Here is a 16,995-nt window from a genome sequence, read left to right on the forward strand (position 1 = left end):
CTCAGCGCTTGTTCAACACCCGCGCCAATCGATCACCACCCAACTGGATCACCGCCACCAGGACCACCAGCAGCACAATCACCGTGAGCATGATCTGCGTGTCAAAGCGCTGGTAGCCATAACGATAGGCAATGTCGCCCAAGCCACCGGCGCCAATTGCCCCGGCCATGGCCGATGAGTTGATCATGGTCACCAGGGTGATGGTGAAGCCGCCGACGATTCCCGGCAGCGCTTCGGGCAACAGCACGTGCCAGATGATGTGCCAGCGTCGGCAGCCCATGGCCTGCGCGGCTTCGATCAGGCCGTGGTCGACTTCGCGCAGGCTGACTTCGGCGATGCGTGCAAAGAACGGCGTGGCGGCGATGGTCAGCGGTACCACGGCCGCCCATACGCCATAGGTGGTGCCGACGATCAGGCGGGTAAAGGGGATCAGCGCCACCATCAGGATCAGGAACGGAATGGAGCGGAACAAGTTCACGAACGCCCCCAGCACGCGGTTCAGGGCCGGCGCCTGATAGATGCCGCCCTTGTCGCTGGTGACCAGGAACACTGCCAGGGGAATCCCTACCAGCAAGGCGATCAGCGATGACACGCCGACCATTAACAGAGTGTCGATGGCGCCCTGCACTAAACGATCAAACCACATAACCCAGCACCTCCACCTGTTGCGCCCAATTGCTGGCGCGGTTGCGCAGTTCTTCGGCGTTGTGCGGTGAGCCATTCACCGCCAGCAGCAATTGCCCCAGGGCGTGCCCCTGGATGCGTTCCACACCGCCCTGCAACAAGCGCACGCGCCCGCCGAGGGCGCTGAACAAGGCGGCGAGGTCCGGCTCATCGCTATCGCTGCCGGTGAATTGCAAGCGCAGCACCAGCGCCGCGCCCGCCAAGGATTGTGTGGGTTGCAGGCGGCTTTGCAATTCAGGCGGCAAGCCGTGTTGCAGCGGTGCGAGCAGGGTCTTGCTGACCTCATGCAGGGGGGTGCCGAACACTTGCCACACCGGGCCTTGCTCGACGATATGCCCATGTTCCAGCACCACCACGCGGTCGCAGATTTCACGGATCACGGCCATCTCATGGGTGATCAGCACGATGGTCAGGCCCAGGCGTTGGTTGATTTCGCGCAGCAGGCCGAGGATCGACTGAGTGGTTTCCGGGTCAAGGGCCGAGGTGGCTTCGTCGCACAGCAGAATCTCGGGGTCATGCACCAGCGCGCGGGCAATGCCAACACGCTGTTTCTGCCCGCCAGAGAGCTGCGCCGGATAGGCGGTGTGCTTGTCCTGCAAACCCACCAGTTCCAACAGCTCACGCACCTTTTGCTCACGTTGGGGCTTGGGTACGCCGGCAACCTTGAGCGGCAACTCGACGTTCTGCCACACGGTCTTGGCCGACATCAGGTTGAAGTGCTGGAAGATCATGCCGATGCGCCGCCGCAGCGCCACCAGGTGGTCTTCGTCGAAGCCGCCGATGTCGACTTGATCAATCAGCACCCGCCCACTGCTGGGTTGCTCCAGGCGGTTGATGGTGCGGATCAGCGATGACTTGCCGGCGCCGCTGCGGCCGATGATGCCGAACACTTCGCCACGCTGGATCGCCAGGTCGATGCCTTGCAGGGCGTGTACCGTGCCGTCGTAGGTCTTGCCCAGGTTGATAAAACGCACGTGGGCGCGGTTGAGGTCCGGGTGTAGTTCAGTCTGCTCGGCGTCGCTGGGCCCATGGCCCAGGTCGCGCAGTTGGGCGTTGGCGGCGGTCATTTCTTATCTTCCCAGCCGACTTGGTAGAGCTTGCCGAGGGATTTATCCAGCGCCGCACGCACCACTGGCGAGTGCTGGTAGATGTCGACGAACTTGATCACCCGAGGGTCGGTTTTGCTCTTGGGTTGGATGACGAACTGGATCACGTATTCCGGATGGTCGAGGCCGTCGAACAGCAGCGCTGACTCGGCATCGAAGGTCTTGGACAGGCGGATATAAGCCGGGTAGCCCTGCACCAGGTCGGCATCGTCATAGGCGCGCACCAGTTGCACGGCTTCCACTTGCAGGATCTTGATCTTTTTCGGGTTGCTGACGATATCTTCTTCGGTGGCCTTGTAGCCCACCCCCGGCTTGAGGGTGATCAATCCGGCCTTGGCCAGCAGTTGCAGGCCGCGCCCGCTGTTGATCGGGTCGTTGGCAATCGCCACGCTGGCACCTTCGGGCAGGTCGTTGAAGCTTTTGTACTTTTTCGAATACAGCCCGACGTTGTTGATGATGCCCGGGGCATAGGGCACCAGGTCAAAGCCGGCGGCGGCCTTGGCGTTTTCTAGGAAGGGGATGTGCTGGAAGTAGTTCACGTCAATATCGCCTGCTGCCAGGCTGACGTTGGGGGCGATCCAGTCGGTGAATTCCACCAGCTCGACTTTCAGGCCCTGTTTGCCGGCTTCTTCCACGGCCGCTTCCAGCGGGATGGCGAAGGCGGCGGTAGTGCCGATTTTCAACGGTGCATCGGCGGCGAATACTGCCGAGCTGAATAAGCCGAAGGCCAGGGCCAGTGCTTTGACTGGGTGGGTGAGCAGGGTCTTTTTCATAATCAATTTCCAGTCATAAGGTATTGGTAAGAGTCACGGGGTCAACTGTGGGAGGGGGCTTGCCCCCGATGGGGGAGTGTCAGTGCATACAGCTGTGTCTGACCCACTGCTATCGGGAGCAAGCCCCCTCCCACATGTTTGATCAGGGGCGGTAGGTGGAGCCGGTGTGTTGTTCGGGTAAGCGAGCGGTGCCGTGGAAGACTTTTTCCCGCAACGTGCCCTGCGCATACTCGGTCTTGTACGAGCCACGCCGCTGCAACTCCGGTATCACCATGTCGATGAAATCCACATAGCTCTCCGGCGTCACAATGCGCGTCAGGTTGAAACCATCCAGCCCGGTTGCGCTGATCCAGGATTCCAGTTCATCCGCCACCTGTTCAGGCGAGCCCACCAAGGTGATATAGCGCCCACCCAGGGCATGCTGGTCGAGCAATTTGCGCCGGGTCCAGTCGTTGTTTTGCAGGTTTTTGGTAGCCGATTGGATTGCGTTGCTCTTTACGTACTGGATGGGTTCGTCCAGTTCGTATTGGGAGAAATCAATCGCCGTCGAGGCCGAGAAATGCGCCACGCCGGCTTCCGCGCTGGCATAGCTGAGGTACTCGGCGTGCTTGCGCCAGGCCAACTCTTCGGTGGCGCCCACGATCACATTGAGGCCCATGAATACCTTGATGTCGTCCGGTTTGCGCCCCGCCTCCACCGCGCTGGCGCGCACCTTATCCACCTGGATTTTGGTTGAGGCCTTGTTCTGCCCGCTGATAAACACGCACTCGGCATGCCGCCCGGCGAACAACAAGCCACGCTCGGAACTGCCGGCCTGAAACAGCACCGGCGTACGCTGCGGCGACGGCTCGCAGAGGTGATAACCCTCTACCTGATAGAACTCGCCGTGGTGTTCGACTTTGTGCACCTTGCCCGGTTGCGCATACACCCGCGCCTGTGGATCGTTGAGCACTGCGTCGTCTTCCCAGCTGCCTTCCCAAAGCTTGTACAGCACTTCCAGATACTCATCGGCCTGGTCGTAGCGCCGGTCATGCTCGACCTGTTCGGAGAGGCCCATGGCCTTGGCCGCGCTGTCGAGGTAGCCGGTGACGATGTTCCAGCCGACTCGGCCACGGCTCAGGTGGTCCAGCGTGGACATGCGTCGGGCGAACAGATAAGGCGGCTCGTAGGTGAGGTTGGCGGTCAGGCCAAAACCCAGGTTACGGGTGACGGCGGCCATGGCCGAGACCAGCAGCAACGGGTCGTTGACCGGCAGTTGGATCGATTCCTTGAGCGGCACGTCAATCGAGTTCTGATACACGTCGTAGACACCGACGATGTCGGCGATAAACAAACCATCGAACAACCCGCGTTCGAGGATCTGCGCCAGTTCGGTCCAGTATTCGAGGGTCTTGTACTGGGTCGAGTTGTCCCGTGGGTGAGTCCACAGACCGTGGTTGATATGCCCGATGCAGTTCATGTTGAAGGCATTGAGCAGGATCTTCTTTTTGCTCATCAGATGGTCCCCCGCAGCGGCGGGTTTTCATCGTTGAGGTAGTAGTTGCCCACGGCGTGGTACTTCCAGCGCACCGGGTCGTGCAGGGTGTGCACCCGGGCGTTGCGCCAGTGGCGGTCCAGGCCATGCTCGGCGAGCGTCGCCTGGCTGCCGGCCAGTTCGAACAAGGTACTGCCGGCAGCCAGGGAAATCTCGGTGCTCAAGGCGCGCGCTTCGGCCACGGCGATGGATGCGGCGGCGACGGTCTGGGCATTGCTGTCAGCCTGGGCGCGGTCGAGGAATTCCCCGGAGCGCTCCAGCAAGGCCTCGGCAGCGTGCAGGCGAATGCTCAGGTGGCCGAAGCTTTTGAGGGTCAGCGGATCTTCGGTGGCTTTGTCGTTACCGGAATCGATCCAGGGACGGGTCTTGGTTCGCACAAAGTGCAAGGCATCTTCAAAGGCGGCGCGGGCGATGCCGGTGTCGATAGCCGCGTGAAGGATCTGCGCCAGCGGGCCGACGGTGGTCGGGCGTTCGAAGGCGCTCTGGAACGGGATCACGTCCTGTGCCGCAACCCACACATTGTCGAACACCACCGAACCGCTGCCGGTGGTGCGCTGGCCGAAGCCGCTCCAGTCGTCGATCACCGTCAGGCCCGCGCTGTCGCGTGGCACGAAGGCCAGCTGCTGGATGCCATTTTCATCCACCACCGAGGTGGGAATGCGTTGCGCATAGATAGCGCCAGTGGCGTAGAACTTGCGCCCGTTGATGCGAAAACCATCGCCGTCGCGGGTGAGGCTGGTCACGCGGTCATGGGCGGTCTTGGTACCCAGCTCCGCCAAGGCGTTGCCAAAGCGCTGGCCGGCCAGCACCTCGGCGTACAGGCGCTGCTGTTGTTCGGGGCTGCCGTTCACGCGCAACACTTCGAGGGCGTAGAAGTGGTTCTGCGGGATCTGGCCCAAGGAGCCATCGGCCTGGGCAATCAGCGCGATGACCTTGGCCAGGGTCACGTTGGACACGCCCGCGCCGCCGTGGGCCTTGGGCACGCTGATGCCCCATAGCCCGGAGCGGGAAAACACGTCCAGTTCGGGCAACGGCAGACGCCGTTCACGGTCGCGTTGGGCGCTGTCACGGCGCAAGTCTTCAGCGAGATCACTGGCGACAATAAGGGCATGTTCATCGCTGGTGATAACCGCGACGGGGTGAGAAAGGGTCATGAGTTTCTCCAGAAGCTCGTGGAAAAGTGTTCTGGTCGGTTAAATCCAGGAGTGGCGCGCCGGTAACATGCTGTTCAAGCGATAGGCGCCGATAGCGTGGTACTTCCAGCGCACCGGGTCGTGCAGGGTGTGCACCCGGGCGTTGCGCCAGTGACGGTCGAGGTTGAATTCGGCGAGGGTGGCGCGGCTGCCGGCCAGTTCGAAGAGCTTCTCGGTGACCAGCAACGACACTTCGGTGGTCAGCACCTTCGCCTCGGCCACCGCGATTGACGCGCGCGCGGCAGATTGCGCGGTGATTGGCGCGGCGCTGACGTCGTCGAGCACCTGGCCCGCCTTGCGCAGCAGCGCTTCGGCGGCGTGCAGTTCGATCTTCAACCTGCCGATATCGGCGATCACATACAGGTCGTCGCTGGCCCGTTCGACCTTGGCGTCGATCCAGGGGCGCGAACGCTCACGCACGAAGGCTATGGTGTCGTCCAGGGCACCACGGGCGATGCCGGCGTCGATGGCGGCCTGGATCAACTGCGACACGGCACCCTGGATGTTCGGGCTTTCGCCCAGGCGCCAGTTGTCGATAACCAGCTCCGGGTCGACCCGCACCCGGTCGAGCAAGACGGTGCCGCTGGCGGTGGTGCGTTGGCCAAAGCCCGACCAGTCATCGACGATGCGCAGCCCTTCGCTGCCGCGCCGAACGAAGGCCATGACTTGCTTGCCGTCATCGTTCAGCGCCTTGATCGCGACCCAGTGGGCAAACAGCGCGCCGGTGGAATAGAACTTCTGGCCGCTGACCACCAACCCGTCGCCTTCTGCCGTGAGGCGCGCCTTGAGTTCCAGGGTGTTTTTGGTGCCACGTTCCGGGCCACCGTTGCCGATGCGCCAGCCGTCGAGCACGCTCTGGAACAGCTGCTTTTTCTGGCGCTCGGTGGCGGTGTTCTGCAACACATGCAGGATGCCGAAGTGGTTCTGCGGAATCTGCCCGAGGGCCGGGTCGGCCGCGCTGATGATCGCGAACACTTCGGCCAGGGTCACGAACGACACCTGCGGGCCACCGTATTCGCGGGGAATTGAAATACTGCCCAAGCCGCTGCGGGTGAATTGTTCGAGCTGTGCCCACGGCAGCTTGCGTTGCTGGTCGCGCTTGGCGGCCTGCAAGCGTGCAGCCTGGGCCAGCTCGTGGGCGGCGCTCAACGCCTGGGCGTCGTCGCGCAAAACCGTGGCCGGCAACAGCAGGGGGGCTACGTCCAGATCACTCTGGGTGGGTGTTAGAGCCAAGTTAGACATCAGCGCCGCTCCTTGGCTGCACGCAATGCCCTGGCGTTATGCACCGGGGTAATTCTGACCATACCGACCTCGCATTCAATGAAATAAAAACTGAAAAATCAGGAATGTCCGGTGGTCCGGTGCATATACCCTAAGCGTGTTAATTCTTTAAATAAACTAACTTTTAGGAATATGCATAGAAGGGCTGTCACCCCGGTTCACAAGGTGAGCCGAAGCGACGTGGTTGATAGCCTGGCGCGGGCGAGGCAGGGCGGGTTGTTGCTGCTGACGCGCAGGCGGCGATGCGCAAAGTGCGGGCGGGCGCCCAACGGGAATTATTGCCGACGCGATCAAGAATGCAGTAGGTGACGTCCAACCGGCAGTCGTCGCCCGCTTCGATAATCACCTGGGAGGGCACCCACACCTGTACCGCCAGGCCTACGTTCCCGGCCTGGATTTTCGGCAGGTCCAGGCGTACGTCACCCCAGCGCAGAGTGATGGCGTCTCCGGTGCTCATGTTCAAGTAAGGCTCGATCGTCAGCGGGATGCCGCGGCGTACCTGGCAGCTGTTGACGCCATAGCGGCGGATGGTTTCAGGCAGGCCGACGGGGGCGAGGTTCTGGTTTTCATCACCCCTTTCGTGGTTCAGAAGAGACGAGGGCAGGCCGCCGGGGTAGTTGGTTTTGACCCGCACCAGGGTCGCAGCAGAGCGTATAGGCCCATGACCGATCTGCAGGACCTGGTAGTGGACGCGCGCGGGGCCGTCCTGCACAAAGCTTTCCGGTACCCACAGGTGGGTGAACGTGCCGATCTTGCCAGCGGTCACCTTGCGCGAAGCGGCGAAGCAGTTATTCCAGAACAGTTCGATCAGGTCGCCTTCTTCCATGCCAGGGTAGGGTGAAATGTCTACTTGCAAGTGCGTGGAGGCCAGGGCGCTGATGCCGCTTCCAATCGCCTGGGGCAATTTGGGGGCAGTGAGCGTGGCCGGGATTTGGGTGTGTGTCATCAGTAATCTCCTTGATGCAGCCAGCAGCAATCGTTCCGAGCTCCCGGCACACAGGCGCAAGGCGGTTCGAAAGGAACGATTCAGTCAGTAGCCGGGATAGGATCCAATCCTCAAGGCGCTAGATAAGAGGGTTGGCCGCGGAGCGTCAATGGAGGCAAAAGGCTAAACGGCGGCTTTGAAGATATTCAGAAGAGTCTGACGGGGAGGGGGACTTTAAGGTTGTTACGGCGGGGTATTTTAAGCGCTGGAGCGGTAACTCGTTGTAGGAGCGAGCTTGCTTGCGAAGAACGTCAACGATAACGCGGTGAATCAGATTGACCGAGTTGCCTGGGCGTTTTTCGCGAGCAAGCTCGCTCCTACAGAGGGTGGGTCAGTGGGCGAGGAATTTGCTCAGAAACTGCCTGGTTCGCTCTTCCCTGGGATTGGCGAACAACGCCTTGGCTTCGCCCTGTTCGACGATCACGCCCTTGTCGAAAAAAATCACCCGGTTGGCCACATCCCGGGCAAAGCTCATCTCGTGGGTAACGATGACCATGGTGCGGTTTTCTTCGGCCAGGCTGCGGATGGTCGCCAGCACTTCGCCCACCAGTTCCGGGTCAAGGGCCGAGGTGGGTTCGTCGAACAGGATCACCTCCGGCTCCATGGCCAGCGCCCGGGCAATCGCCACACGCTGTTGCTGGCCGCCGGACAACCGCCGTGGGTAGGACGCTTCCTTGCCCGCCAGGCCGACCCTGGCCAATAGCTTGCGCCCCAGTTCGGTCGCCGCTTCCCGCGGCATCTTCTTGACCACGATCGGCCCTTCGATGACGTTTTCCAGCGCGGTGCGGTGCGGGAATAGGTTGAAGTTCTGGAACACAAAGCCCACATGCTGGCGCAGGCGCCGCACCAGGCCCTGTTGCTGGTTGAGCGGCCTGCTGCTGTCGATCTCTATGTCACCGACCTTGATGCGGCCGCTGGTGGGCTCTTCGAGGAAATTCAGGCAGCGCAGGAAGGTGGTCTTGCCGGAGCCGCTGGGTCCGATGATGGCGACCACTTCGCCCGCCTTGACCTCCAGGTCGATGCCGTTGAGCACCACCTGGCCGTTGAATTGCTTGGTCAGTTTCTCAACCACGATCATGCTTCAAGACTCCAGGTCATGCCGGTTGACGCGGTCTTCCAGACGGTTTTGCAGATGCGCCAGAATACTCGCCAGGATCCAGTAGATCAGGGCCGCGGACAGATACATGGTGAAAATTTCGAAGGTACGCGCCGACACCAGTTGGGCCTGGCGGAACAGCTCTGGCACCTGGATGGTGGCGGCCAGCGCAGTGTCCTTGACCAGCGAGATAAAGCTGTTGCCCAGGGGCGGCAGGGCTGTACGCATGGCCTGCGGCAAAATGGCCCGGCGCAGGGTCTGCGCACGGGTCATGCCAATACTGGCGGCGGCTTCCCACTGGCCACGCTCGATGGAGGCGATGGCGGCCCGCAGGATTTCACAGGCGTAGGCGGCCATGTTCAGCGAAAAGCCGATCATGGCAGCCGGGATCGGGTCCAGCTCGATGCCCACTTGCGGCAAGCCGTAGTAGATCAGGAACAGTTGCACCAGCAACGGCGTGCCGCGAAAGAACGACACGTAGACCCTGGCCGTCCAGCTGAGCAACTTGAAGCGCGACAGGCGCATCAGCGCCAGGCCGAAGCCCAGCAGCAAGCCGAAAAACATCCCGCCAAGGCTGAGGATTACCGTGTAGTACGCGCCCTTGAGCAGAAAGGGCGCGGAGTCCAGCGCGAGTTGGAAACCTGCTTCCATTATTGAGTGACGTCAGCGTTGAAGTACTTCTCGGACAGCTTCTTCAAGGTGCCGTCGGCGCGCAGCTTGTCGAGGGCCGTGTTCACCGCGTCGAGCAGTTCAGGCTCGCCTTTGCGCAGGGCAATCCCGGATTCCTGGCGTGAGAAGGCGTTGCCGGCTGCGGCGGTGTCCTTGGCTTTCTTGGCGTACTCCAGGGCGGCCAGGCGGTCGATCAGGATCGCGTCGATACGGCCGATGCGCAGGTCCTGGAACTTGGTCGGGTCATCGTTATAGGTCTTGATAATGGCTTTAGGCTGGTTGTCCTTGAGCCATTGTTCGTAGTTGGTGCCCAGGCCTACGCCGACTTTCTTGCCGGCCAGGTCGTCGGCAGTCTTGATGGTGTCGACGTTCTTCGCCAGGGTCAGCGCCTGGATACCGGAAACGGTGTAGGGCTTGGAGAAGTCGTACTTTTTCTTGCGCTCTTCGGAGATGGTCACTTGGTTGACCACGGCGTCCAGGCGCTTGGATTCCAGGGCGGCGAGGATGCCGTCCCACGGGGTGGCCTGTAGCTTGACCTTGACGCCCAACTCCTTGGCCAGGGCTTCGGACAACTCCACCTCGAACCCGCTGAGCTTGCCGCTTTCATCGACGAAGCTGAAGGGTGGGTAGGTGCCTTCCAGGCCGATCTTGATCTCGCCGGCTTTCTTGATGTTGCCCAGCTGTTCGCCGGCAACCGCCTGGCCCAGCCAGCCAGCGCCAAGCGCCAGGCCCAATGTGCCAACCAGTAGCGTGCGACGCAATACAGAAATAGTCATGGAGAGCCCCTGTGTTTTTATGGTGAGCGAAGCAGGTGACGCGGTTGTCGTATCCTGCCTTAAAGCGCGGTGTGCGTCTTCTTCTGCGGCGCGATGATAAAGCGGGTTTTTAAGACTTGAAAATAATAAAAATGCCAATTTATATTCTTTTTTTGAATATGAATTAGGTCTAACGTGGGAGGGGGCTTGCTCCCGATAGCGGTGGGTCAGTGATACAGGCATAAACTGATACTCCCCTATCGGGAGCAAGCCCCTCCTACATTTTAATCCTGCTTAGTCAATTAAATACGCAGTCGTAGGCAAACAACGCCGGCGCCCCACCGGTATGCAGGAAAATAATCGGCCCGTCCTCAAATCGCTGACGCCCGATGCCGTCCAGCAAACCGGCCATGGCCTTGCCGGTATACACCGGGTCCAGCAGCAGACCTTCCTGGCTGGCCAAAAGTTTGATCGCAGATAGAGTGCCGGCATTTGGCTCGCCATACCGAGGGCCGAAATACTCGTCCCACAAGGTCACCTTGAAGGCTTCGGGCATATCCATACCGAGCAACTCGGCGGTGCGTTCGGCCAGGCCCTGTACTTTGGGAAACTGCGCTTCTTCGGTGCGCGACACCGTGATGCCGATCACCGGCAACTGCGGCAGCACTTCGCTCAAGGCCAAGGCCAGGCCGCTGTGGGTCCCGGCGCTGCCCGAGGCGAGCACTACGGCGGCGAATTCAATGCCGCTGTCTTCAATCTGTGCGGCCAACTCCAGCCCGGCACGCACATAGCCCAAAGCGCCGAGGGCATTGGAGCCGCCGATCGGCACCAGGTACGGTTTCTTGCCATTGCTGCGCAGGCGGTCGGCGAGGGCGTTGAGTTGGTCGTCGGCGTTGTCGAGGTTTTCCACCAATTCCACTTTGGCGTCGAACAGGTCCAGCAGCAGGCGGTTGCCATTGCCCAGGTAATTGATGTTATCGGTGCCGGTGGGGTTTTCCAGCAGGGCCACGCAACCCAGGCCCAGCTTGGCCGCCAGCGCGGCGGTCTGGCGTACGTGATTGGATTGGATGGCGCCGGCGGTGACCAGGGTGTCTGCGCCCTGGGCGATGGCGTCGGCTGCCAGGTATTCGAGTTTGCGCAGCTTGTTGCCGCCCATGGCCAACGGTGTGGTGTCATCGCGTTTGACGTAAATGTCCCTGCCCAGCCAGGCCGACAGCCGCTCGAGCTTTTCCAAAGCGGTAGCACCGCCCAGCAGTTCCAGACGGTTAAAACGGTCAAGCTGTTGTTTGATCATGGCTACGCACGGTGACTGAGTGATGTGGGGGACTATAGGCAGGCACTTTTCATCGGGCAACCGCCAATTGCTTATGAACAATAGTTCTTAGTCTCATACCATTGGTTCTTAAGCGCCGCCAGGTCCATACCGTAAAGTGATGGCCATTTCGTCAGGAGTGAATACCGTGAGTGAGCGTTCCAGTCATTGGCAATTGCAGACCATCGTCAGCCAGCTGCGCGGCGCCCGCGACCAGTGGCGAACGCGCAACGGGCGCTTGAGTGGCGAGCATGGTGGCCGCGAATTGCCGTCCCGCGAGGCAGTGGCGCAGATCCTTGAAGCCTTGTGTGGTGCGCTGTTCCCCATGCGCCTGGGCCCGGTGGACCTGCGCGAAGAAAGCGAAGATTTCTATGTAGGGCACACCCTCGATGTGGCGCTCAATGCCTTGCTTGCCCAGGCGCGCCTGGAGTTGCGCTACGCCGCACGTCAGGGCGGTGAGGATGCTGGTGAAGTCGATGCCCTGGCCATTCGCCTGATCCAGGATTTCGCCCTGGCGCTGCCGTCCCTGCGCAGCCTGTTGGACACCGACGTACTCGCCGCCTACCACGGCGACCCGGCTGCCCGCAGCGTGGATGAAGTGCTGCTGTGCTACCCGGGCATCCTGGCGGTTATCCACCATCGCCTGGCTCATCATCTATACCGGGCCGGTTTGCCGCTGCTGGCGCGGATCAGCGCGGAGATCGCCCACTCGGCCACCGGCATCGATATCCACCCCGGTGCGCAGATCGGCCCGAGCTTCTTTATCGACCACGGCACGGGCGTGGTGATTGGCGAGACCGCGATCATCGGCGAGCGGGTGCGTATCTACCAGGCCGTGACACTGGGCGCCAAGCGCTTCCCGGCGGACGAGGATGGGCAGTTGCAAAAAGGCCATCCGCGGCATCCGATCGTTGAGGATGACGTGGTGATTTATGCCGGGGCGACGATCCTGGGGCGGATTACCATCGGCAAGGGCTCGACCATTGGCGGTAATGTGTGGCTGACCCGCAGCGTACCGGCGGGGGCGAATATCACCCAGGCGAACTTGCAGCATGATGATGGGGCGCAGAAGTAACCGCGCACTCAGGCACTACACAAAACCAATGTGGGAGGGGGCTTGCTCCCGATAGCGGTGGGTCAGTCAGCTTATCTGTAGCTGACCCACCGTAATCGGGAGCAAGCCCCCTCCCACATTGTTTAATCGCATGTTCAAATTCACACGTTATCACTGAACGATTTGTCATTTAGATCCGTCATACCAATCCTTGAGCTAGTGTAGGAATCATCTACCACTCAGCCATGCGATTAGTCCCGGACCGCCTATTCATGTTTAACTTGAACGTTCGTTCAAGTTAAACCCGGTGGTTCGCTGCCCGCTCACAACAGGAGGCTTACCTTTGCTGAGTCCGTTATTTACAGCCACATCCCACACCCCAGGGGTGCATCGTTCATGAGTGCATCGTCCACCCCATCCAGCGGCCTGGTGCGCATGAATGCGCCCGTTTTCTACTTTGCCGCGACTTTTATCCTGCTGTTTGGCATTACCGTCATCGCTATACCGCAACAGGCCGGCGCCTGGCTGCTGGCGGCGCAAAACTGGGCGGCCAATACGGTCGGCTGGTACTACATGCTGGCGATGACCCTGTATCTGGTCTTCGTGGTGGTCACCGCGCTATCGGGCTACGGCAAGATAAAACTCGGTGCCGACCACGACGAGCCCGAATTCAGTTACCTGTCCTGGGCCGGCATGCTGTTCGCCGCCGGTATCAGCATCACGCTGTTTTTCTTCTGCGTCTCGGAGCCGTTGACGCACTTGGTGCAACCGCCCCAAGGCGAGGCAATGAACGCCGATGCGGCGCGCCAGGCCATGCAGGTGCTGTTCCTGCACTGGGGCCTGCATGGCTGGGGCGTGTTCGCCTTTGTCGGCATGGCCCTGGCGTATTTCGCCTACCGGCATAACCTGCCGCTGGCATTGCGTTCGGCGCTGTACCCGCTGATCGGTAAGCGTATCAATGGTCCTATCGGCTATGCGGTGGATGGCTTCGGCATCATCGCCACGGTGTTCGGCCTGGGCGCCGACATGGGCTTTGGCGTGCTGCACCTCAACTCCGGCCTGGACTACCTGTTTGGCATTGCCCACACCCAGTGGATCCAGGTGGGCCTGATCACCCTGATGATGGGCGCGGCGATCATCGTTGCCGTGGCCGGTGTCGACAAAGGTGTGCGGGTGATGTCCGACATCAACATGCTGCTGGCCTGTGCGCTGCTGCTGTTCGTGTTGTTTGCCGGGCCGACCCAGCACCTGCTCAATACCCTGATCCAGAACATCGGTGACTACCTGGGCGCATTGCCCACCAAGAGTTTCGATGTGTATGCCTACGACAAGCCGAGTGACTGGCTGGGTGGCTGGACGGTGTTCTATTGGGCCTGGTGGATCGCATGGTCGCCATTCGTTGGCCTGTTCATCGCACGTATTTCCCGTGGCCGCACCATCCGTGAATTCGTGTTCGGCGTGCTGCTGATCCCGCTGGGCTTTACCCTGGCGTGGATGTCGATTTTCGGTAACAGCGCCATCGATCAGGTGCTCAACCATGGCATGGTCGCATTGGGTCAGTCGGCTATCGATGATCCGTCGATGAGCCTCTACCTGCTGCTGGAAACCTACCCGTGGAGCAAGACCGTCATCGCGGTCACGGTGTTTATCAGCTTCGTGTTCTTCGTGACCTCGGCGGACTCCGGCACGGTGGTGCTGTCTACCCTGTCGTCCAAAGGCGGCAACGCCGATGAAGACGGGCCGAAGTGGCTGCGGGTGTTCTGGGGCGCGATGACCGCGCTGGTCACCAGTGCCTTGCTGTTTGCCGGCAGCATCGATTCGCTCAAGTCAGCGGTGGTACTGACCTCGCTGCCGTTCTCGCTGATTCTGCTGCTGATGATGTGGGGGCTGCACAAGGCGTTCTACCTCGAGTCGCAGAAGCAGATCGCCCAGTTGCATTCCCTGGCGCCGATTTCGGCTTCGCGCAAAGGCCGTGGCGGTTGGCGCCAGCGCCTGAGCCAGGCCGTGCACTTCCCGTCTCGCGATGAGGTGTATCGCTTCCTCGAATCGACGGTGCGCCCGGCCATCGAGGAAGTGACGGCGGTGTTTGTCGAGAAGGGCCTGAATGTGGTCACTCAGCCAGACCCCTCCAACGACAGCGTCAGCCTGGAAATCGGGCATGGCGAGGAGCATCCGTTTATCTACCAGGTGCAGATGCGTGGCTACTTCACGCCGTCGTTTGCCCGCGGTGGCATGGGCTCCAAAGAGATCAACAACCGCCGCTATTACCGGGCGGAAGTGCATTTGAGCGAGGGCAGCCAGGACTACGACCTGGTGGGCTACACCAAGGAACAGATCATCAATGACATCCTCGACCAGTACGAGCGGCACCTGCAGTTCCTGCATCTGGTGCGCTGAGTAATATGCGGTAAACCGTTCCTCTCAAGTAGGCCTTTGCTGTAAAAGGAAGAGGCAGACTTAAGCGATTCAGCTGCTTAAAAGGCCTGGGAATATTGATATTCCCAGGCCTTATTTGCCCAAGCTCAAGAGAGGATTCGATGACGTACATTGCTGCCGAAAACCGCTATGAATCTATTCCTTATCGCCGCGTAGGTCGCAGTGGATTGGTGTTGCCAGCACTGTCCCTGGGGCTGTGGCACAACTTTGGCGACAGCACCCCGATCGACACTCAGCGCGCCTTGCTGCGCACGGCGTTCGACCTGGGCATCAACCATTTCGACCTGGCCAACAACTACGGCCCGCCCTATGGCAGCGCCGAGATCAACTTTGGCCGCTTGCTGCGCGAAGACTTCAAGCACTATCGCGACGAACTGATCATCTCCAGCAAGGCCGGTTGGGACATGTGGCCCGGCCCGTACGGCCAGGGCGGTGGTTCGCGCAAATACATCCTGGCGAGCCTGGACCAGAGCCTGCAACGCCTGGGCCTCGACTACGTGGATATCTTCTACTCCCACCGTTTCGACCCCGACACACCCCTGGAAGAAACCGCCAGCGCCCTTGCCACCGCCGTGCAGCAGGGCAAGGCGTTGTATATCGGCATCTCCTCCTACTCCGGTGTGAAGACCCGCGAAATCGCAGCCTTGCTCAACGAGTGGAAAGTGCCGCTGCTGATCCATCAGCCTGCCTACAACCTGCTCAACCGCTGGGTGGAAAAAGACCTGCTCGACACCACCGAAGAACTCGGTGCCGGGGTGATCGCCTTCACGCCGCTGGCCCAGGGCTTGCTCACTGATAAATATCTCAACGGTGTACCGGCCGATGCACGAGTCAACCGCCCGGGTGGCGGCTCCCTACAAGCCCAGCACCTGTCCGAAGCCAACATCGCCCACGTGCGCGCACTGAATGAAATCGCCAAGCGCCGTGGTCAGAGCCTGGCTCAATTGGCCCTGGCGTGGACCTTACGGGATCCACGGGTGACCAGTGCGCTGATCGGTGCCAGCCGGCCGGAGCAGATCATCGAGAATGTCGGGGCGTTGCAGAACCTGAGCTTCAGTGCTGAGGAACTGGCGGAGATTGATCGGTTTGCGCAGGAAGGTGGGATCAACTTGTGGGAAAAGCCATCGACCGCTGAATAACTGACACAACTGGGTCAAAAATGTGGGAGGGGGCTTGCTCCCGATAGCGGTGAATCAGCCAGCACAGAGGTGACTGACAGGTTGCTATCGGGAGCAAGCCCCCTCCCACATTTGTACTTCGCCAGGCTCTAGAACGGCACATCCCCAAGAATCGTCGCCCGGTGCATCACCCGCCGCTGTGGCCGGTAGTCATCCACCGCGTAATGCTGGGTCACGCGGTTATCCCAGAACGCCACGTCATTTTCCTGCCAGCGCCAGCGGAGGGTGAACTCCGGGCGTGTCGCGTGAGCAAACAGGAATTTCAAGATTGCTTCACTCTCCGCCGGCTCAAGTTCATTGATCTTGGTGGTAAAACCATCACTCACAAACAGCGACTTACGCCCGCTCACCGGATGCGTGCGCACCACTGGGTGCGACAGCGGTGGGTTTTTCCGGCGGGTTTGTTCCCAGCGCGCCAGGTCTTCGGCGCTATTGCCGAAGCGCTCCAGCGGGAAGGACTTGGTGAAGTCGTGGGTGGCGGTCAACCCAGTCAGCAGTACTTTCAATGGCTCGGACAAGGCTTCGTACGCCGCAATACCACTGGCCCACAAGGTATCGCCCCCGAACGCCGGCAATAGCTTGGCGCTGAGCACCGCGCCCAGGGCCGGCGTCGGCAGGAAGGTCACGTCGGTGTGCCACACCGCGTTGTCGCGCACGTCGGTGACGGCGGTGTCGAGGATCAGCACTTCGGGCTGTTCCGGCACGTTGGGGTAGATCGGGTGGATATGCAGGTCGCCGAAGTGCGCTGCGAACCGCGCTTGTTGCTGCGGGGTGATCGCCTGGTCCCGGAAGAACAGCACCGAGTGGCTGAGCAGCGCCTGCTCGATGGCATCGCGATGTGCCTCGCTCAGCGGCTGGGTGATATCGACGCCACTGATCTGGGCGCCCAGGGCGGTGCTTAATGGGGTAACGGTCAGGCTGCTCAATTGAGTTCTCATC

The 16,995-nt window shown here is 60.9% G+C and carries 15 protein-coding genes; 3 read left to right on the plus strand and 12 right to left on the minus strand.

The window, feature by feature from the left end:
- Position 1: 1 nt before the first annotated feature.
- The 11 genes from QYQ93_RS02125 to QYQ93_RS02175 all read right to left on the minus strand — a co-directional run bounded on the left by QYQ93_RS02125 (position 2) and on the right by QYQ93_RS02175 (position 11,370).
- Positions 2–646, minus strand: coding sequence for a methionine ABC transporter permease (locus QYQ93_RS02125; RefSeq protein ID WP_034117212.1), 645 nt, complete (start codon positions 644–646; stop codon positions 2–4).
- Positions 636–1,751, minus strand: coding sequence for a methionine ABC transporter ATP-binding protein (locus tag QYQ93_RS02130; RefSeq protein WP_338476212.1), 1,116 nt, complete (start codon positions 1,749–1,751; stop codon positions 636–638). The genes QYQ93_RS02125 and QYQ93_RS02130 overlap by 11 nt, the downstream gene beginning before the upstream one ends.
- Positions 1,748–2,563, minus strand: coding sequence for a MetQ/NlpA family ABC transporter substrate-binding protein (locus tag QYQ93_RS02135; protein ID WP_338476214.1), 816 nt, complete (start codon positions 2,561–2,563; stop codon positions 1,748–1,750). The genes QYQ93_RS02130 and QYQ93_RS02135 overlap by 4 nt, the downstream gene beginning before the upstream one ends.
- Before the next feature lie 142 nt (positions 2,564–2,705).
- Positions 2,706–4,058 carry an LLM class flavin-dependent oxidoreductase gene (locus tag QYQ93_RS02140; RefSeq protein ID WP_338476215.1) on the minus strand — a complete coding sequence of 451 codons (1,353 nt, stop codon included), beginning with the start codon at positions 4,056–4,058 and terminating at the stop codon, positions 2,706–2,708.
- Complete coding sequence (locus QYQ93_RS02145) at positions 4,058–5,251, minus strand: SfnB family sulfur acquisition oxidoreductase (RefSeq protein ID WP_338476216.1); 1,194 nt, start codon at positions 5,249–5,251, stop codon at positions 4,058–4,060. Before QYQ93_RS02145 ends, QYQ93_RS02140 begins: the two co-directional genes overlap by 1 nt.
- Before the next feature lie 39 nt (positions 5,252–5,290).
- Positions 5,291–6,532: an SfnB family sulfur acquisition oxidoreductase gene (locus tag QYQ93_RS02150; protein WP_338476217.1), complete on the minus strand. Its 1,242-nt coding sequence runs from the start codon at positions 6,530–6,532 to the stop codon at positions 5,291–5,293.
- A gap of 187 nt (positions 6,533–6,719) precedes the next feature.
- Positions 6,720–7,517, minus strand: a complete 798-nt coding sequence (locus QYQ93_RS02155; RefSeq protein WP_043047402.1) for a hypothetical protein — start codon at positions 7,515–7,517, stop codon at positions 6,720–6,722.
- A 370-nt stretch (positions 7,518–7,887) separates the two neighbouring features.
- Positions 7,888–8,634 (minus strand): L-cystine ABC transporter ATP-binding protein TcyN, encoded by a 747-nt coding sequence (gene tcyN, locus QYQ93_RS02160; RefSeq protein ID WP_043047401.1) that lies wholly within the window; start codon positions 8,632–8,634, stop codon positions 7,888–7,890.
- A 3-nt stretch (positions 8,635–8,637) separates the two neighbouring features.
- A complete protein-coding gene (gene tcyL, locus QYQ93_RS02165; protein WP_003187646.1) occupies positions 8,638–9,303 on the minus strand; it encodes a cystine ABC transporter permease in 666 nt (221 codons plus the stop codon).
- Positions 9,303–10,097, minus strand: coding sequence for a cystine ABC transporter substrate-binding protein (gene tcyJ, locus QYQ93_RS02170; protein ID WP_043047400.1), 795 nt, complete (start codon positions 10,095–10,097; stop codon positions 9,303–9,305). Before tcyJ ends, tcyL begins: the two co-directional genes overlap by 1 nt.
- 277 nt (positions 10,098–10,374) lie before the next feature.
- Positions 10,375–11,370: a D-cysteine desulfhydrase gene (locus QYQ93_RS02175; protein ID WP_217881142.1), complete on the minus strand. Its 996-nt coding sequence runs from the start codon at positions 11,368–11,370 to the stop codon at positions 10,375–10,377.
- Between the two features lie 166 nt (positions 11,371–11,536).
- On the opposite strand from QYQ93_RS02175, the gene epsC reads away from it, so the two are divergent.
- From epsC to mgrA, 3 genes are all read left to right on the plus strand, one after another.
- Positions 11,537–12,463: a serine O-acetyltransferase EpsC gene (epsC, locus tag QYQ93_RS02180; RefSeq protein WP_057010541.1), complete on the plus strand. Its 927-nt coding sequence runs from the start codon at positions 11,537–11,539 to the stop codon at positions 12,461–12,463.
- Positions 12,464–12,877: 414 nt separating this feature from the next.
- Positions 12,878–14,839 (plus strand): choline transporter BetT, encoded by a 1,962-nt coding sequence (betT, locus tag QYQ93_RS02185; protein WP_164486656.1) that lies wholly within the window; start codon positions 12,878–12,880, stop codon positions 14,837–14,839.
- Positions 14,840–14,979: 140 nt separating this feature from the next.
- Positions 14,980–16,017 carry an L-glyceraldehyde 3-phosphate reductase gene (gene mgrA, locus QYQ93_RS02190; RefSeq protein ID WP_043047396.1) on the plus strand — a complete coding sequence of 346 codons (1,038 nt, stop codon included), beginning with the start codon at positions 14,980–14,982 and terminating at the stop codon, positions 16,015–16,017.
- A gap of 128 nt (positions 16,018–16,145) precedes the next feature.
- Here mgrA and tauD read toward each other — a convergent pair whose 3' ends face one another.
- Positions 16,146–16,994, minus strand: a complete 849-nt coding sequence (gene tauD / locus QYQ93_RS02195) for a taurine dioxygenase (protein ID WP_338476219.1) — start codon at positions 16,992–16,994, stop codon at positions 16,146–16,148.
- Position 16,995 lies beyond the last annotated feature (1 nt).

This window comes from Pseudomonas khavaziana, assembly GCF_036704165.1.
Classification (GTDB): domain Bacteria; phylum Pseudomonadota; class Gammaproteobacteria; order Pseudomonadales; family Pseudomonadaceae; genus Aquipseudomonas; species Aquipseudomonas khavaziana.